Source organism: Nocardia coubleae NBRC 108252 (genome assembly GCF_001612805.1).
GTDB classification, from domain to species: domain Bacteria; phylum Actinomycetota; class Actinomycetes; order Mycobacteriales; family Mycobacteriaceae; genus Nocardia; species Nocardia coubleae.
Genome location: NZ_BDBD01000026.1, coordinates 13,556 through 28,928 on the forward strand (window position 1 = coordinate 13,556; position 15,373 = coordinate 28,928).

Below are 15,373 nucleotides of genomic sequence, written 5' to 3' on the forward strand. Positions count from 1 at the left end.
GTAACTGATCTTTTCGGTTTACGCCCGAAGTTGCTGGGGATTCGGCGGTTGCCGTCGGATAACTGTTGGATGTCAGCCCGCGATGGCGTAGCGGTTGTGAACGCTCACACCGGCTCGCTCCACCAGCGCCGCGATGGCCTGTGCCACCTCTTCGGCATGTTCGAGAATCACGCTGTGACCGGCGCCCTCGATCCGCACCAGCTCGGCACCGGCCAGCTCCGAGGCCAGCGCGATCGAATGGGTGAACGGCACCATCAGGTCGGCCGACCCGGCGAGCACCAGCGCGGGCAGGTCGCCGAAGCGGCGCAGGGTGTGCGCCTCGTCGAAAGTCAGCAGCGAGTTCAGGAAGCCCGCCATGGTGAGCAGCGCGGTCTCGTTGAGGATCGCCGTGGCGATCGCCGTCGTCCTGGTGCGCTCGCGGCCCTCGCGGATCAGAGGCCCGAACACCCAGCGTGACAGGCGCTTCGAGGCCTGCATCACCCGCGGCGCGTGGACCACCGCGCGCTGCAGGGAGGCGACGGCGTGCCGGTTGAGCAGCCTGCCGAGACCCAGCTCGGTGAGCCCACCCGCCGCGCCCGCGATGAGGCCGACGCCGGTGACCCGCGTGCCGATGGTCTCGGGGTAGAGCCGGGCGTAGGCGAGCAGCACCATGGCGCCCATCGAGTGCCCGACCAGCACCACCGGACCGGCCGGTGCGATCGTGCGCAGCACCGCGTCGAGGTCGGTGGCGAGCTGGTCGATGGTGTAGGTGTCGTGGTGGGCGTGGCCGGATTCGCCGTGGCCGCGGTGGTCGTAGAAGACCATCTTGGTGTCCGAACTCCACCGGTTGCGCAGCTGTTCGCGCAGGTGGGCCCACGATTCGGTGTGCAGGCAGTGGCCGTGCACGAAGACGACGGTCATCGGGGCGTCGGGGGAGCCGTAGGTGCGGGTGGCGATCGGCGTGCCGTCGTCGGCGACGACGGTGCAGCGGCGGGCCTCGGCCGTTGTGGTGTCCATGGGCTGGGCCTCCTGGTCGACTGGGTTCGCGGGCTGTGGTGGTGTTTCGACCTAGGTAGCCCTGGCGTTAACCGGGCATGTCCCGCGTTATTCAGCCGATGCGCAAAAGACTCCGGCGTGGCGGTTCCCGTGATCACAGGAATCTCTAAAGGAATCTAGGGTTTCATCTAGAACTACGAAGAGGAGTGTCGAGAGGGCGTTCCTCAGCCATCTATATCGATGTCTAGTGAAACAGCTATAGAGCCAGATATTTCTATACGCTGCGTAGATAGCGCCCGAAATGCGGAACCGTGAAGCCGATAGTCCCGCGCTCGGCGGAGTAGATCAGGCCCTTCTTGATGAGCCCGTCGCGGGCAGGGGAGACCGAGGCGGGCTTACGGCCCAGCTCGGCGGCGACCGCGGCCGTGGCGACCGGGCCGTCGTCCCCGGCCAGGTCGGCCATCGCCCGCATGTACTCGCGCTCCGCGGGAGTCGCGCGTTCGTAGCGCGAACCGAAGAAGCCGACGGCGAGTTCCTCCTCGGCCGCGGGGGAGGCCACGGCCACGTCCTCGGCCGTGATCGGGCTCTCGGGCGCCTGATCCCAGGCCGCCTTCCCGTACGCCTGCACGAAATACGGGTAACCGTCGGCCCTTTGGTACAGCGAATCGAGCGCCTCGGAGGTGAACTTCACCTCCTCACGCTCGGCGGGCGCGATCAGCGCCTGATCCGCCGACTCCCGATCGAGCCGGTCGATGCGGTGATAGCTGAACAGACGCTCGGAATAGCTTTTCGACGCCGACAGCACCGCGGGCAGGTGCGGCAGGCCGGCGCCGACCACGATCAGCGGCGCGGCATCCTGGCTCAATTCGTGGCAGGCGCCGCAGATCGCCGACACATCGGCGGGCCCGAGATCTTGCATCTCGTCGATGAATATGCCGATGCCCACCCCGATCGCGGCGGCCAGCGCCGCGGCCTCCTTGAACAACTCGATCAGATCGATCTCGATATCGCCGGAATCGGCCCGGCCGGTCACCGCGGGCACATCGATACCCGGCTGCCAGCGTTCGCGCATGCCTTTGTCGGCGGTGGCGCGCAACGCGAAAGCCTTGAGGATGCCGAGGAAATCGTCGACCTGTTCCGGATTGCGATGCGCCATCGCGACCGCGCGCACCGCCATGTGCAGCGCCGAGGACAGCGGTCTGCGCAGATCCTGATCGGGCCGTGCCTCGATCTTGCCGGTACCCCAGCCGCGCGACACCGCGGCCGACCGAAGCTGATTGAGCAGCACGGTCTTTCCCACTCCGCGCAACCCGGTGAGCATCACGCTGCGCTCCGGCCGCCCGCGTGCCACCCGTTCCAGGACGATGTCGAAGGCGGCGAGTTGCTTGTCGCGCCCGGCCAATTCGGGCGGACGCTGACCGGCGCCGGGAGCATAGGGATTGCGCACGGGGTCCATGCCTGGCAACCGTAGCGCGTGTGCACGGCAGAATCTCGGTAACTCTGTGCCGTGTCCTAGATACTGCTAGCGAACCCGAGAAAGAAACGGAGCCCGATGTTCGAGGAGCCAAGCTCGGAGCAACCATCGCGAGACGAGGACGCCACGTCACCGATCTACCTGACGCCCGCCCAGGTCGTCGCCGGCTGGCGGGTGCCGCCCGGCGCGCACCGGGCCGACACCATCAAGCGTGGCGTGCTGGCCGCCCTCGCGGCGGGAACCGGCGACATGAACCCCGTGGAGGCCGTCGCCCACATCGCCATCGGTCCGGTCGTTGCGGCGCTGGGCCGCCTCGAGGCCGACCTCGCCGATGCCCGCAGCCGCATCGCCGAACTCGAACAGGCGCTGCGCGACCGCGACGGACAGTGACATCGGGAGACCGGACCGTTATCCCTCTCGACACGCCGTGGCAGCGCGCTGAACAGGGCTTTGGCGGCAACGGGAAAACAACTTGCGGGCACCGCTGGACACCGTGGATCACAGGCCGTAATCTTCTCGTGACTTAGTGGAGTCTGTCGCTTCGTCAGAGAAGCGGCGCCACGGGTCACCGCCGAATAATCGTGTTTCCCAAGCGAACACGACAGCGCGGCGGGTGAGCAGCAAGATCGGAGACTCGTCTCGGTGGGTAAACACAGCTTGCAGCGGGATTCTCGTCTGCCGAATTCCGTCAAGGGTGCACTCGTCATGGGTGCGGTGGCCGCCACAACCGGTGCGATGCCAGCGATTTCGCAGGCCGCCACGATCAACATTCCGGGCCTCGGCAATTTCGATCTGCCGCCCGAACTCGAGCAGCCCGCCCAGCAGGTGGAAAAGCAGCTGCAGTCCATGGTCGCTCCGCAGGGCCAGGCCGCGCCGCAGCTGCCGAGCGTGCAGTTCGACAACCCCTTCGAGCAGCAGCAGCAGTCGGCGGGCAACATCGCCCTCGACGCCGCGCGCAGCAAGCTCGGTGCCTCCTACAACTGGGGTGCCGCGGGCCCGTCGAGCTTCGACTGCTCCGGTCTCGTGCAGTGGGCCTACCGCCAGGCCGGTGTCGAGCTGCCCCGCACCAGCTTCGAGCAGTCCCACGTGGGTGCGCCCGTGTCCTTCGACAACCTGCAGGCCGGTGACATCGTCATCACCAACGGTGGCGGCCACGTCGGCATCTACGCCGGCAACGGTCAGCTGCTGAACGCCGTGCAGTCGGGCACCCCGGTGTCCTACACCCAGCTCTCCGCCGACGACGTCGTAACGGCACGCCGTATCGTCTAAGGGGTGTCCCCAGCGGAACAACGATCACCCGACCAGGCCCGCGTCGACGCGTGGACCTGGTCGGTTCGTCTGTTCAAGACCCGGTCGGCGGCGGCCGATGCCTGCCGCGCCGGGCACGTGCGCGTCAACGGGGTGACGGTGAAACCCGCCCAGCCGGTGCGTCGCGGTGACGAGATCAGGATCCGGCACGCCGGGACGGAACGCATCGTCGTGGTCGAGCAGATCATCCACAAGCGCGTCGGCCCGCCCGTGGCCGCCCAGTGCCTGATCGACCGCAGTCCACCGCCCCCACCGAAGGAAGTCCTCGCCACCTTGCCACGCCGCGATCGCGGTGCGGGCAGGCCGACGAAACGCGAACGCCGCGAGACGGACCGGCTGATGGGACGCACCGACTGATAGCCCGGTATTCGCTGGATGTGGATGCGGAATCATTGCGGTGGTCGGTCGTCGCCGCCATCGCCTACGGTGGCACTCATGGGTGAGCACAGAGCTATGTTGACGACGCTTCTCACCTGTGGTGTCGCCGCGATCTCCTCGGGCCCACGGCTGCTGTGGCCGCGCGGCGCCGACACCCGCTTCCTCGCCGCCCTCGAGCAGGCGCCACTGCCACCGGCGCGCCACACCGTCTCGCTCGCCGCGCTCACCCAGGCCGAGTTGTCGGCACCGACGGCGGCGGTCGTCGAGGGCACGCGGACGTTGCGCTGCACGCCGCTCACCATGTCGGCCTTCCTGATCCGCCACCCCGAGGCCACCTTCCTGGTCGATCCCGCCCTCTGTGCGGGCGTGCACCAGCGGGTGCTGCCCGAACTCCCCTTCCCCATCGCGCGCGTGGTCGCCCTCGACGACCCCGTGCGCGGGCTGAGCGAGGCACTCGCCGACCACGAACTCACCGGCGCCGACATCGACTTCGTGCTGCCCACCCACCTGCACTGGGATCACGTCTCCGGGCTCTACGAGTTGCCCGGCTGGGTTCCTATCCGCGTGCCGGGGGCCGAATACCGCTGGGCCATGGGCGATTCCGGTGCGCCGTTCGCCGTGGCGCGCGGCCCGCTGCGTGGACGGGTGTTCGACCTGTACGACCTCGACGGCCCACCGGTACTCACCTTCCGTCGCAGCCACGACCTGTTCGGCGACGGCTCGGTCCTGATCGTCGACCTGGTGGGCCACACGCCGGGCAGCGTCGGCGTGCTCCTTGCCGTGGACGACGGCAGCCGCGTGCTGCTGGCGGGCGACGCGGTGTGGAGCAGGCGGCAGATCGAACTGATCCGCGAAAAGGCACCGATCCCCGGCGATTTCGTCGACCACGACCGCACCGCCGCGTTCGAGACCATCCACCGCCTGCACGCCCTGCCACCGGAGATCGAAGTGATCCCCGCCCACGACCGCGCCGCCGTCAACGCCCGCGTCACCGCATCCTGACCCGGCGAGCAGCTCAACCGGCCGCGAGTCCGTCGGCGACGCTGGAATACCTGGGCTGCCAACCCAATTCCGCGTGCGCGAGTTCGCTGGAGATCCGCATCGACGTATCACCCATCAGCGCGGCGATATAGGGCACACCGAGCCGAACCAGCCACAGTGGCAATCGGATCGGCCGCGGCGCCTGCTTGCTGTGCCGCACCAGACGGAAGAACTCACCCCAGGTGATCGGGGTGTCGTCGGCGAGGTTGTAGGCGCGACCGGCGACCCCACGTTCCAGCGCCGCCACCGTCGCGGCGGCGGCGTCTTCCACATGCAGCCAACTGTTCACCCCGCCCTCTCCGCGCGGGCCCACCGGCTGACGCTTGCGCATCATGTCGCCGAAGAGGTCGCTGAACGCGCCCGGACCGTAGAACAGCCCGTAGCGCAACGCGATCGCCTCGAGTCCGGCCGCCGCGAACGCCTGCTCCTCCGCCGACACGCACGCCCGCACGACTTCGTCGGCCACGCCGCCGTCGTACACGCCGAACGTGTCGCGCTCGGTGAGCGGAACCGTGCCGTGGTCGCGGTAGCCGTAGCCGAGGATCAGCGACTGGGTGAGAAAGCGCCGGGCGCCGACCAGCTCTGCCGCCTCGAGCAGATGGGCGGAGCCGACCGTGCGCAACAGGCCGGTCGGATCGTCGGCGGGGATGCGGCGCTGAGGCTTGGCATCGCGCAGCGCGGTGGCCTGATGGATCACCGCATCGGCGCGCACGCCGTCCAGTGCGCGCAGCAGCCCCTCGCGATCGAGGACATCGGCGGTGACGGGTTCGGCACCGAGTTCGCGAACCAGCCCGTGGTTGGCCGGGTTGCGCACGATGGCGGTGACAGCGTGCCCGTGGGCGGTGAGTGCGCGGATCAGAGGGCGCCCGATGGCACCGGTCGCCCCGGCGAGCAGAACCTGCATGATCGTTCCTTCCGGTGAGGTGGTTCCTTGCTTCCTGGACGGGACGCGGCGTCGTGATGTGATGGTCTGTGACCCGGTTCACGCTGGTCAAAGGCGACTACGAGATTGGGTGATGTCACGGCGGTTCCACGGCGTGTCGGTGTGTATCGTGCGGCTCATGCGAGTCGACGGGCGGGAGATCCCGGTCACGGGGAGTCTCCTGCAGCCGAGGATCAGGCGGACGAGTGACATCGTCCGGGTGGTCGCGGCGTCGTTGGGCGTCGGCGTCGTGGTGGCGGGTTCGCTCATCACGCGGCCCGAATGGCTGGCGCTGGAACGGTCCGTCGCCAAGATCGTCGACTTCCTCAGTCCCGAGCAGTCGACGCTGGTCTACCTGATCTACGGGATGCTCATCCTGGCGTTGCCGTTCGCCATCTTCATCGAACTCGTGGTGCGCCGACAGTGGAAACTGCTCTTCGGCTACGGCGCGGCGGGACTGCTCGCGGTGCTGGCCCTGTCGATCACCGGGGCGGGCATCTCCACGCCCAAATGGCATCTGCCGGTGCCAGACCGGTTCGACACGTTCCTTTCCCAGTTCCTCGACGATCCACGCTGGATCGCCATGCTCGCCGCCATGCTCACCGTGTCGAGCCCGTGGTTGCCGGTGCGGCCGAGGCGCTGGATGTGGTTTCTGCTGCTGATGTTCGCGCCGATCCACCTGGTGGTGAGTTCGGTGGTGCCCGCGCGGGCGATGCTCGGTCTGGTCGTCGGCTGGCTGGTCGGAGCGGTGATCGTCTGGCTGGTCGGCACACCCGCGCTCGAGGTGCCTCTCGACGCTGCCGTGCGCGTGCTGGCCGAACGCGGGTACACGGTGAACTCGTTCCGGGTGGTCCGCCCCGCCGGTCGCGGGCCGCTGCTGCTCGCCACCGCCGTCGACGGGCCCGAATCCGAACTCATCGTCGAGCTGTACGGCAAGAACCAGCGCAGTTTCGGCGCCATCCGCCAGCTGTGGCGCTGGATCACCTTCCGCTCCAGCGAGACCGCGCCACTGCACGGCTCGCTGCACCGGGCGGTGGAACATCGCGCGCTGCTCGGTATCGCCATCGGTGATCTCGGTATGGCCTCGGCGCATCAGGTCGCGGTGGCGAGCCTGAACCGTGGCTGGATGCTGTACGCGCACACCGTCCCTCGCGGCACACCCCTGCGCAAGCTCTCCGCGCAGGTGCTGCCCGGCGTGTGGCGCTCGCTGGTCCGCCTGCACGACAACCAGATCAGCCACGGCGACCTGCGCCCCGACCATGTGCGGATGTGCCAGGGCGACACCCTGTTCAACGGTTTCGCCGCCGCCGAATTCGGGGCGTCGGACTCCCAGCGCCAAACCGACATCGCGCAGCTGCTGGTGTCGACCACCGCGCTGTTCGGCAAGCACGAGGCCGTGTCGGCGGCCGTCGGCGTACTCGGCGAGAGCGCCGTCGTCACCGCCGCGAGCAGGCTCACCAAATCGGCCATGCCCGCGGGCATCCGCAAGACGGTGCCGAAGTGGGCCAAGGTGATGGCCACCGCGCGAGAAGAGGTGCGGGAGCAGACCGGTCACGACCGCATCGGTTCCGAACAGCTCACCCGGTTCACCCGCAATCAGGTGATCCAGCTGGTGCTGCTCGTCGCGCTCGTCTACGTGGCCTACCCGTTCTTCAGCCAGGTGCCCACGTTCTTCAGCCAACTGCGCACCCTGAATTGGTGGTGGGCGCTGCTCGGCCTGGTCATCACCGCATTCACCTATGTCGGTGCGGCGGCCGCGCTCGGCGCCTGTGCCGACGGGTTGGTCCGGGTCCGCGACCTGTTCCTCGAACAGTTTGCCAACACCTTCGTCGCCACCACCACCCCGGCCGGTGTCGGCGGACTGGCCCTGAGCGTGCGGTTCCTCGTGCAGGCGGGCATGTCGACCGCGCGCGCCACCGGAGCCGTCGCCTTGCAGCAGTCCATGCAGGTGCTCACCCACCTGGTGCTGCTCGTGGTGTTCAGCGTGGTCGCGGGCACCTCGACCAATCTCGCCCACATCGTGCCCGACGCCACCGTGCTGTACCTGGCCGCCGGGGTGGGCGTCGGATTGATCGGCGCGTTCATGTTCGTGCCGAAACTGCGCCGCTGGGTGAACCATTCGGTGTGGCCGCAGATCCGGGAGGTGGTGGGCGAGGTCGTCGCGCTCGCCCGCAACCCGGTGCGGTTCTCCGTGATCGTCGGTGGGTCGGCGGTGATCACGCTCGGCAAGGCGTTCGTGCTGTGGGTGAGCGTCGAGGCCTTCGGTGGCGGAACCGATTTCGTCGCCGTCACGATCGTCACCATGATCGGCGGCACCCTCGCCTCGGCCGCGCCGACCCCCGGCGGTGTCGGTGCGGTGGAAGCGGCCCTGATCGGTGGTCTTGCCGCCTTCGGGGTGCCCGCAGAGATCGCGGTGCCCGCCGTGCTGCTCTATCGCGTGCTCACCTGCTGGATCCCGGTGGCGCTCGGCTGGCCGATCATGCGCTGGATGGGCGAGAAGAACATGATCTAGTTCGCCCGCAGCGCGATGGTGAGCCCGTCCTTCTCGCAGATCGACGGGACGGCCGGATCGGGCTGGGCGTGGCAGTCCCAGCCGTCGACGTCGAGTTCGTCGGACGGCTGGATCGTCGTCACGTAGGTGGAGGCGACATTGATCGCCTCGGTGCAGCCGGGTCGGCCCTCCGGCGAGCCGACGGCGATCACCGTGCGGGTGCCGCCGACGGCGTCGGTGACCGGCCCGCAGTCCACGTCCTCGACGGGCTCGTCGGGGGCCGCGCTCGTGGTCCTCGACGCGGTGGAAGTCGCCCTAGTCGTGCTCGATGCCGCCGCGCGGGTCGACTCGACGATCTCACTCGGCGGGGCGACCACCTGGGCCGATGTGGTCGGCGCGACGGTGCTGCTCGGATGTGCGGACTGGTTGCCGGAGTCCTCACCACAGCCGGAGGCTCCGGCGATCACGGTGAGCGCGGCGACCGCGCACACGACGAAATGAATCTGCTTCAACGCATCCTCCAGAGTCTGGGGTCCCGCCGATACGTGCGCATTCAATCACGATGCGGCGCAACGCTGTCTGATCCGCGCGCAGCCGAATCGGGAATTCTCGCTGCCCGAATCGCCGGTTGCCTGCCGGTCGCTGAACATGCCGGTCGGTCGGATCGGTTTGCTGATCGGCCGGGGTGGGGAATCACCGCGAGGATTGCCGACCGTGCCAAGCGTCGTGTCCAGCGCCTAAGCTGTCTGGGACGTAGCCGGATCATGACCGAGAGGTGTTTCTTCGATGGGATCCCGGACGGTGGTCGCCGACGTCGCCGACGAGCTGGCCCGCCGTGTCGCCACCGGCGAGTACCGGCCGGGCGAGCTGATGCCCTCGGTGCGCCAGGTCGCGGACGAATTCGGGATGAACCGGGCCACCGCCCAGCTCACCCTCGGCAGGCTCGAGTCCTACGGCTTCGTCGAGGCGCGCCGTGGCAAGGGCTTCACCATTCGCGATGTGCGCTCCGAAGGCGGGATGGACGCCTACCGGCACCTGTTCCGCTTCTCCCTGTCGGCGCCCGAGATCGCGGCGGAGATGTTCGCCGACATCGTCGAGGTGGAACGCGGCATCGTCCTCGAGGCGCTGCTCACCTACACCGGCGCGGCGAAAACGCTCGACCACCGCGAACTCGCCGCAACCGTCGACGAGCTCGAGGCGCTCGCCCGCCACACCGTGCCCGACTATCCGCGCATCATCGCCACCGAGATCGCCCTGATCCGGCGGGTGCTGGGTGCGCTCGGGATGAGCATGCAACGCGCGGTGCTCAATACGATCGGTGACATGGTCGCCGAGGTGCCCGAGGCGGTCACCGCCTACTTCGCCGTCGCCGCCGACCTGCACGTGCTCGTCTGGCGTGCGCTGCTCGCGGTGTGGGAGTCGGGCTCCGAGCCGACAGAGGCGCAATCGGCCCTGTTCGTCGACCTTTTCGCCCTGTACCACGAGAAGGTGATCGCCCGGTTCGACGATCTGCTCGGCATCACCGGCCCCGCGGCCGAGGCCGAATCAGCCTGAGCTGTCTGGGTCGCCGTGGCGGCGGGCCTCGGCGGCGTGCCGCGCGTCGGCCGTGTGATGCCACGGCAGGTGCGCTCTGGGCACGATCGAATCGAGGATCGGTCCGACGTGCGGCGGGTAGGTCGCCCGCAGGCCCGAACCGACCATCACGCCCAGCGCGATCGACATCACCGACAGCAATGCCGAGGCAATCACTTCCAGACCGCCGCTCGCGGCTCCACCGTGGGTGCGCATCACCAGCTCCGAGATGCCCGTGAGGCTGATGCCGCCGGGCACGAGCATCCAGAACGCGGGCAGGAACGCCACCTGCGTCGGCGGTGCGTTCTTGCGGTTCCGGATCAGGTAGGCCGCGGGCACGGCGACGAGTCCGCCGAGAAACGTGCCGGTCAGCGGTCCCGACAGCGCCTTTCCGGCGAACTGCGCGAGATAGGTGATGTAGAGGACGAGTAGCAGCCAGCCCACCGAATTCTGCGGCGCGCTCGACCGCCACGAATGCCCGTACCCGATCAGCAGTACGCCGAGCAGCGGTGCCCACCAACCCAATTGGGCCGAACTCACCGGAACCGTCTGCAACTGCCCGAGCAGACTGATGCCCACGAACAGCCCGAAGGCCAGCAGGAACAGCATGTTGATGCCATAGACGAGCCGACTGGCCCCCGCGACCATCGACCCGGTCGACAGCTCGATCGTGCCGTTGGTGAGCATCGCCCCGGGCAGCAGCGTCGCAACGGCGGGGATCAGCAACTGCTGCGGCTGACCACCGGCCAGCGCCCCGGGGAACCCGAACGACAGCATCGCGACCACGGCCGCCGCGACCACCGGCAGCGACGACTTCAGCAGCCGGAACCGGTCGGCCAGCTGAGTGAGCAACCCGACGATCAGCCCGAGCACCACGTACCCGACCAGTGCCCGCGCCCCGGGATTGAGCATCATGCCGATCCCGACCGTCAGCACCACATGACCGAGCAGGATCACCAACGGCGGACTGCCCGGTTTCGCCGACAGGATCTTGTCGAGGTCGGCCGATGCCTCGGCGGGTGGCGGCGCGTCCTGCTCGATCTTGTCGATGAGTTTGTAGAGCCCGGCGATCTGGTCGAGTGGCAGGGTGCCCACCCGCGCGTCGAGCATGTCGACCGCGGATCCCTCGTGCGTGCGAACGCGCACGAACACCGCCGTGGGCAGCACCATGAAATGGATGTTGTCGGTGGCGTATCGCTTGGACAGCCGGTCGAGGATCTGTTGCACGCCCTGGGAGGTCTCGCCCGAGCCGACCAGCGCCACGCCGAGGCGGCACAGCAGGTTCAGCAGATCGGCCGGTACCGGTGGGTCGTCCACCGGCGCCGGCCGGCCGGGGTACTGCGCGCGGGTGGTCGCCACGGCCTCGGCGACCCGCTTGCGCGCCGCCGCCCACGTGCTGATCCTGTGTTCGGAAGCCATGTCACCGCCGTCCGCAACCGTTGGGCACTGTGCACCTGGGTGAGATACCGCGAGTCTAGGCGAGCAGTGCCATTGCGACGGTGTGGCGCCGGCAACCTACCGGCATCCGGACGGTCAGGAGTTCAGGGTGCTGAGCCGATCGCACGCGGTGACGTATTCGTTCACCAGTCGCTCGATCACGTCGGCACTGCGCTCCACCTTGTTCATCATGCCGACCACCTGGCCCACCGGATTGAAGTTCACGTCCTTGGCGGCCTCGGGGTAGCGGTGTCCGCGCTTGACGCCGTCGAGGGCAACCATCATCTGCAGCGGCATCGGCAGCGGGTCGGGAGTGTCGGTGGACTCCCAGGCGTCGGTCCAGTCGTTGCGCAGCATGCGGCACGGCTTGCCCGTCCACGACCGCGAGCGGATGGTGGAGTGGCTGTCGGCCTCGAGGTAGGTCTCCATCTGCGCGGGCGGCACATTGGCCTCCTCGACGGTGAGCCACAGCGAGCCCGTCCACGCGCCCGCCGCGCCCATCGCCAGCGCCGCCGCTACCTGCGCGCCGTTGCCGATACCACCGGCGGCCAGCACCGGCGTGTCACCGATCGCCTCGATCACCTGCGGCCACAGCACCAGCGAGGACACCTCGCCGCAGTGCCCGCCACCCTCGGTGCCCTGACACACCACGAAGTCCAGGCCCGCGGCCTTGTGGTTCATCGCGTGCTTCACCGAACCGCACAGCGCGCCGATCACCCGGCCGGAGTCCTGGATGCGCTTGATGACATCGTCGGGCGGGGTGCCGAGTGCGTTGGCGACGAGCTTGGCCTTGGGATGGTTCAGGATGACGTCGACCTGCGGGCCCGCGGTGGTCGCGGTCCAGCCGAGCAGCTCGTTGTGGTGTTCGCCGTCGGGCAGCGGCGGCACGTTGTGGTCGGAGAGGATCTGCTGGGCGAAGTCGCGATGGCCCTGCGGAACCATCTGCGCCAGTTGCTTCTCCAGCTGTTCGGGGGTCAGGCCGTCGACACCCTTGCCCTCGTACTTCGAGGGGATCACCAGGTCGACGCCGTAGATGCCGTTGACGTGTTCATCGAGCCAAGCCAGCTCCACCTCGAGCTGTTCGGCGGTGAAGCCGACCGCGCCGAGCACCCCGAGTCCGCCCGCATTGCTCACCGCCGCCACGACGTCGCGGCAGTGGGTGAAGGCGAAGATCGGGAATTCGATGCCGAGCTGTTCGCAGAATTCGGTACGCATACCGAACTGTAACACGTTCTAGTTTGGTGGAGAATGCCCAATTTCTAGAGTGCCGCGTCCTCCAGCGCCGACAGCGATTCCTCCAGGTGGTCGAGCAATCGATGCAGGTCGGGCAGGGTGCGGCGGCACCCGACCAGGCCGAAATCGAGGTTGTCGGCATTGGAGGTGAGGGTGATGTTCACGGCCTGGCTGTCCAGTGGGATGGAGAGCGGGAAGACCGCGTCCAGGCGCGCGCCGTTCCAGTACATCGATTCGCGCGGACCGGGCACATTGGAGATGACGATGTTGAACGGCGGCGCCGTCATCGACGCGAACCCCGGGAGCAGCATCGCCGCCATCGGGCTCACCACCGCACCCGACACGGCGAGCGTCTGCAGCGGACCGAGGCCGTGATACACCTGCTTGTTGCGCCGCATCGAATCACTCACCACCCGAAGGCGTTCCGCCGGGTCCTCGATATCGGTACCGAGATTGCACAGCAGCGCAGCCACTTTCACGCCCTGTGTGTCGAGGTCGTCCTCGTCGCGCAACGACACCGGGACCATCGCGATCAGCGGCTTGTCCGGTAAGGCGTTGTGCTCCAGCAGGTACGCGCGCAGCGCGCCCGCCGACATCGCGAGCACCACATCGTTGAGGGTGGTGCCGGTCGCCTTCTTCACCTGCTTGAGCCGGTCCATCGACCAGCTGCGCACCGCGCACTTGCGAGCGCCCCCGATCGGCACGTTGAGCATGGTGCGCGGCGCCTCGAACGGGAGGGTGAGCTGCTGCTCGAGCAGCCCGGTCCTGGTGGCTTTCAGCAGCGCGGCCGCCGATGAACTCGCCGACGACAGCGCGCCGAGCAGTCCCGTCTTCGGCTGCGCGGTCCGCGGTGTGCGCTCCTTGCGCGGCAGGTTCCACGGAACCGTCACCTCGGTGGCGAACGGATCGGTGGTGAGGGTGCGCTGCATGATCCGCTGGGCGGAAACGCCGTCGATCAGCGCGTGGTGCATCTTCGCGTACAAGGCGAAGCGGCTGTCGGCCAGACCCTCGATGAAATGCATCTCCCACATCGGGCGGTGCCGGTCGAGCAGCGCGCTGTGCAGGGTCGAGACGTGGTCGAGCAGCTGGTCCATCCCGCCGGGCGCGGGCAGTGCGCTGTGCTGCACGTGATAGTCCAGGTCGACCTCGTCGTCCTCGGTCCACGCCAGCTGCGGAGCGCCCAGCCAGGTGGCGGGCCGCCTGCTGAAGGTGGGCCGAACGGTGTTGTCGGCCAGTAAGGTTTCGCGGAGTTCGCGAAGGTAGTCGGGCCCGGCATCCTCGGGCGGTTCGAACAGTTGCAGTGACCCGACGTGCATCGGGTGTTCCCGAGATTCCGCGAGCAAGAACAGCGCATCCAGCGGCGCTATGAGATCCATGCGAGATCGCCCCCTGACGACAGGTGATGGCAAAGATTTCAGATGATCGACCACGCTGTCGGCTACGGCACCCCTGCGTGCCGTATGTATCCACGCTACCCGGTGGTGTGGAGGACGTCAGCCGAACGTCGCGACCCTGCCGAACTCCACAGCGCACCACAGCCTCACCTCGTACCGGGAAACAGCGGTCCGGACGAGCAGGCGTTGTTCCACCGAGCCGCGGATCAGTGCATCCGTCGGTCTCGCATGCGAGAGCGGATCAGGCCCTGACCGTTTCCGCTTCGCGTGGGTCGGCAGCGTCGCGCGGATCATCGGCCAGTGCTTCGGTCGGGTGCTCTGATTCCGCGATCGGCTGAGTCTCGGTGGCCTGTTCGGGTTCGGCCTTGATGTCAGCGGATCGCTCTGGCACGGACTGCGGTTGCTCCGTCACCTGCTCCGACTCGGGCTCGTCGGAATGTGCTGTCGGCGACGGGGTTTCGGCAACCGGCCGGACCGGTACCGGAGCCGGTTCCGCGCCTACGGTTTTCGAGGCGATCTCGATCCCGAGTTCGATCCGGGTGGTCTCCACCAGCGCCCGCTCCTGCTCGGCCGCATGACGCATCGCCTTCTGCCACAGCGACGCCATCTCCTCGAGCTCCTCCACCGTCGCCTCCACATCGATGTGGAGCTTCAGGCGCTGCATGGTGATGTGCTGAGCGGCGGTGAGCGTGCGCAGCAGGTCCTCGCACTTGTTCGGGATGCGGCGATGGGCCACCACCCGCAACCGGGTGAGCATGCCGCTCGGGCGATCCCAGATCACCTTGTGGATCTGCGCGCCCACATTGTCGATCTCGTCGACGGTGAGCAGTTCCCAATCGCCACAGCTGGCCAGATCGGCCCGCACCGACGCCGAGGTCTCCAGGATCGAAGCGACCGCGGCGAGCACGGCCTCGCGCCGCCACGCCTCGTGATCACGTTGGTCGCCGACCATGTTCGACAGCTCGACATGGCGTTGCGCGGCGTCGAGCGCCTGCCTGCCACGCTCGTCGGCCGCCGCGAGTGCATCGCGGTGGGTTCGGTTGTTGGCGAGCACGCCGACCAGAACTGCGCCGGCGACGGGGAGCGAGCCGAGGAGTGGGAGCCACTGAGTCACCCGCCGATCATTGCACCGAGGCCCGTCACAGTCA

14 protein-coding genes are annotated in these 15,373 nt (G+C 68.2%); 6 read left to right on the forward strand and 8 right to left on the reverse strand.

The genetic code is table 11. The annotated features are described in order from the left end of the window. Nucleotides 1–72 precede the first annotated feature (72 nt). Complete coding sequence (locus NCO8_RS26350; protein ID WP_067643352.1) at nucleotides 73–996, reverse strand: alpha/beta fold hydrolase; 924 nt, start codon at nucleotides 994–996, stop codon at nucleotides 73–75. Between the two features lie 253 nt (nucleotides 997–1,249). Beyond that, a complete protein-coding gene (locus tag NCO8_RS26355; protein WP_067497266.1) occupies nucleotides 1,250–2,431 on the reverse strand; it encodes a DUF8462 domain-containing protein in 1,182 nt (393 codons plus the stop codon). A gap of 96 nt (nucleotides 2,432–2,527) precedes the next feature. Here NCO8_RS26355 and NCO8_RS26360 point away from each other — a divergent pair, with 96 nt between their 5' ends. The 4 genes from NCO8_RS26360 to NCO8_RS26375 all read left to right on the forward strand — a co-directional run bounded on the left by NCO8_RS26360 (nucleotide 2,528) and on the right by NCO8_RS26375 (nucleotide 5,137). Continuing rightward, complete coding sequence (locus NCO8_RS26360; protein ID WP_245655507.1) at nucleotides 2,528–2,839, forward strand: hypothetical protein; 312 nt, start codon at nucleotides 2,528–2,530, stop codon at nucleotides 2,837–2,839. A 315-nt stretch (nucleotides 2,840–3,154) separates the two neighbouring features. Further along, a complete protein-coding gene (locus NCO8_RS26365; RefSeq protein WP_067497265.1) occupies nucleotides 3,155–3,718 on the forward strand; it encodes a C40 family peptidase in 564 nt (187 codons plus the stop codon). Nucleotides 3,719–3,721: 3 nt separating this feature from the next. Next, the gene (locus NCO8_RS26370) at nucleotides 3,722–4,114 is read left to right on the forward strand and encodes an RNA-binding S4 domain-containing protein (protein ID WP_067497264.1); all 393 of its coding nucleotides are present in this window, start codon (nucleotides 3,722–3,724) and stop codon (nucleotides 4,112–4,114) included. 78 nt (nucleotides 4,115–4,192) lie between these two features. Next, nucleotides 4,193–5,137, forward strand: coding sequence for an MBL fold metallo-hydrolase (locus NCO8_RS26375; protein ID WP_245655508.1), 945 nt, complete (start codon nucleotides 4,193–4,195; stop codon nucleotides 5,135–5,137). A gap of 13 nt (nucleotides 5,138–5,150) precedes the next feature. Here NCO8_RS26375 and NCO8_RS26380 read toward each other — a convergent pair whose 3' ends face one another. Then, nucleotides 5,151–6,080 carry an NAD-dependent epimerase/dehydratase family protein gene (locus tag NCO8_RS26380; protein ID WP_067643358.1) on the reverse strand — a complete coding sequence of 310 codons (930 nt, stop codon included), beginning with the start codon at nucleotides 6,078–6,080 and terminating at the stop codon, nucleotides 5,151–5,153. Nucleotides 6,081–6,237: 157 nt separating this feature from the next. Between NCO8_RS26380 and NCO8_RS26385 the strand changes: the two genes are divergently transcribed. Further along, nucleotides 6,238–8,610, forward strand: a complete 2,373-nt coding sequence (locus tag NCO8_RS26385) for a lysylphosphatidylglycerol synthase transmembrane domain-containing protein (RefSeq protein WP_067643821.1) — start codon at nucleotides 6,238–6,240, stop codon at nucleotides 8,608–8,610. Here the strand turns inward: NCO8_RS26385 and NCO8_RS31615 are convergent. After that, complete coding sequence (locus NCO8_RS31615; protein ID WP_157105124.1) at nucleotides 8,607–9,101, reverse strand: hypothetical protein; 495 nt, start codon at nucleotides 9,099–9,101, stop codon at nucleotides 8,607–8,609. The two genes, NCO8_RS26385 and NCO8_RS31615, sit on opposite strands and share 4 nt — an antisense overlap. Before the next feature lie 274 nt (nucleotides 9,102–9,375). Between NCO8_RS31615 and NCO8_RS26400 the strand changes: the two genes are divergently transcribed. Next, on the forward strand, nucleotides 9,376–10,143 hold the full coding sequence (locus NCO8_RS26400) for a GntR family transcriptional regulator (RefSeq protein WP_067497255.1): 768 nt from the start codon (nucleotides 9,376–9,378) through the stop codon (nucleotides 10,141–10,143). Here the strand turns inward: NCO8_RS26400 and NCO8_RS26405 are convergent. From NCO8_RS26405 to NCO8_RS26420, 4 genes are all read right to left on the reverse strand, one after another. After that, entirely contained in the window at nucleotides 10,135–11,580 is a 1,446-nt protein-coding gene (locus tag NCO8_RS26405) for a threonine/serine exporter family protein (RefSeq protein ID WP_067643364.1), read from the reverse strand. The two genes, NCO8_RS26400 and NCO8_RS26405, sit on opposite strands and share 9 nt — an antisense overlap. 114 nt (nucleotides 11,581–11,694) lie before the next feature. Then, complete coding sequence (locus NCO8_RS26410; RefSeq protein ID WP_067497251.1) at nucleotides 11,695–12,813, reverse strand: NAD(P)H-dependent flavin oxidoreductase; 1,119 nt, start codon at nucleotides 12,811–12,813, stop codon at nucleotides 11,695–11,697. Nucleotides 12,814–12,857: 44 nt separating this feature from the next. Further along, complete coding sequence (locus NCO8_RS26415; RefSeq protein ID WP_067643367.1) at nucleotides 12,858–14,207, reverse strand: WS/DGAT/MGAT family O-acyltransferase; 1,350 nt, start codon at nucleotides 14,205–14,207, stop codon at nucleotides 12,858–12,860. A 259-nt stretch (nucleotides 14,208–14,466) separates the two neighbouring features. Further along, nucleotides 14,467–15,339 (reverse strand): hypothetical protein, encoded by an 873-nt coding sequence (locus tag NCO8_RS26420; RefSeq protein WP_067643370.1) that lies wholly within the window; start codon nucleotides 15,337–15,339, stop codon nucleotides 14,467–14,469. Nucleotides 15,340–15,373: the final 34 nt, after the last annotated feature.

What these genes read in the sequence shown, in the direction of transcription:
- NCO8_RS26350 (WP_067643352.1), bottom strand. Translation starts at nt 996, where the DNA reads ATGGACACCACAACGGCCGAGGCCCGCCGCTGCACCGTCGTCGCCGAC.
- NCO8_RS26355 (WP_067497266.1), bottom strand. Translation starts at nt 2,431, where the DNA reads ATGGACCCCGTGCGCAATCCCTATGCTCCCGGCGCCGGTCAGCGTCCG.
- NCO8_RS26360 (WP_245655507.1), top strand. Translation starts at nt 2,528, where the DNA reads ATGTTCGAGGAGCCAAGCTCGGAGCAACCATCGCGAGACGAGGACGCC.
- NCO8_RS26365 (WP_067497265.1), top strand. Translation starts at nt 3,155, where the DNA reads ATGGGTGCGGTGGCCGCCACAACCGGTGCGATGCCAGCGATTTCGCAG.
- NCO8_RS26375 (WP_245655508.1), top strand. Translation starts at nt 4,193, where the DNA reads ATGGGTGAGCACAGAGCTATGTTGACGACGCTTCTCACCTGTGGTGTC.
- NCO8_RS26380 (WP_067643358.1), bottom strand. Translation starts at nt 6,080, where the DNA reads ATGCAGGTTCTGCTCGCCGGGGCGACCGGTGCCATCGGGCGCCCTCTG.
- NCO8_RS26385 (WP_067643821.1), top strand. Translation starts at nt 6,238, where the DNA reads ATGCGAGTCGACGGGCGGGAGATCCCGGTCACGGGGAGTCTCCTGCAG.
- NCO8_RS26400 (WP_067497255.1), top strand. Translation starts at nt 9,376, where the DNA reads ATGGGATCCCGGACGGTGGTCGCCGACGTCGCCGACGAGCTGGCCCGC.
- NCO8_RS26405 (WP_067643364.1), bottom strand. Translation starts at nt 11,580, where the DNA reads ATGGCTTCCGAACACAGGATCAGCACGTGGGCGGCGGCGCGCAAGCGG.
- NCO8_RS26410 (WP_067497251.1), bottom strand. Translation starts at nt 12,813, where the DNA reads ATGCGTACCGAATTCTGCGAACAGCTCGGCATCGAATTCCCGATCTTC.
- NCO8_RS26415 (WP_067643367.1), bottom strand. Translation starts at nt 14,207, where the DNA reads ATGGATCTCATAGCGCCGCTGGATGCGCTGTTCTTGCTCGCGGAATCT.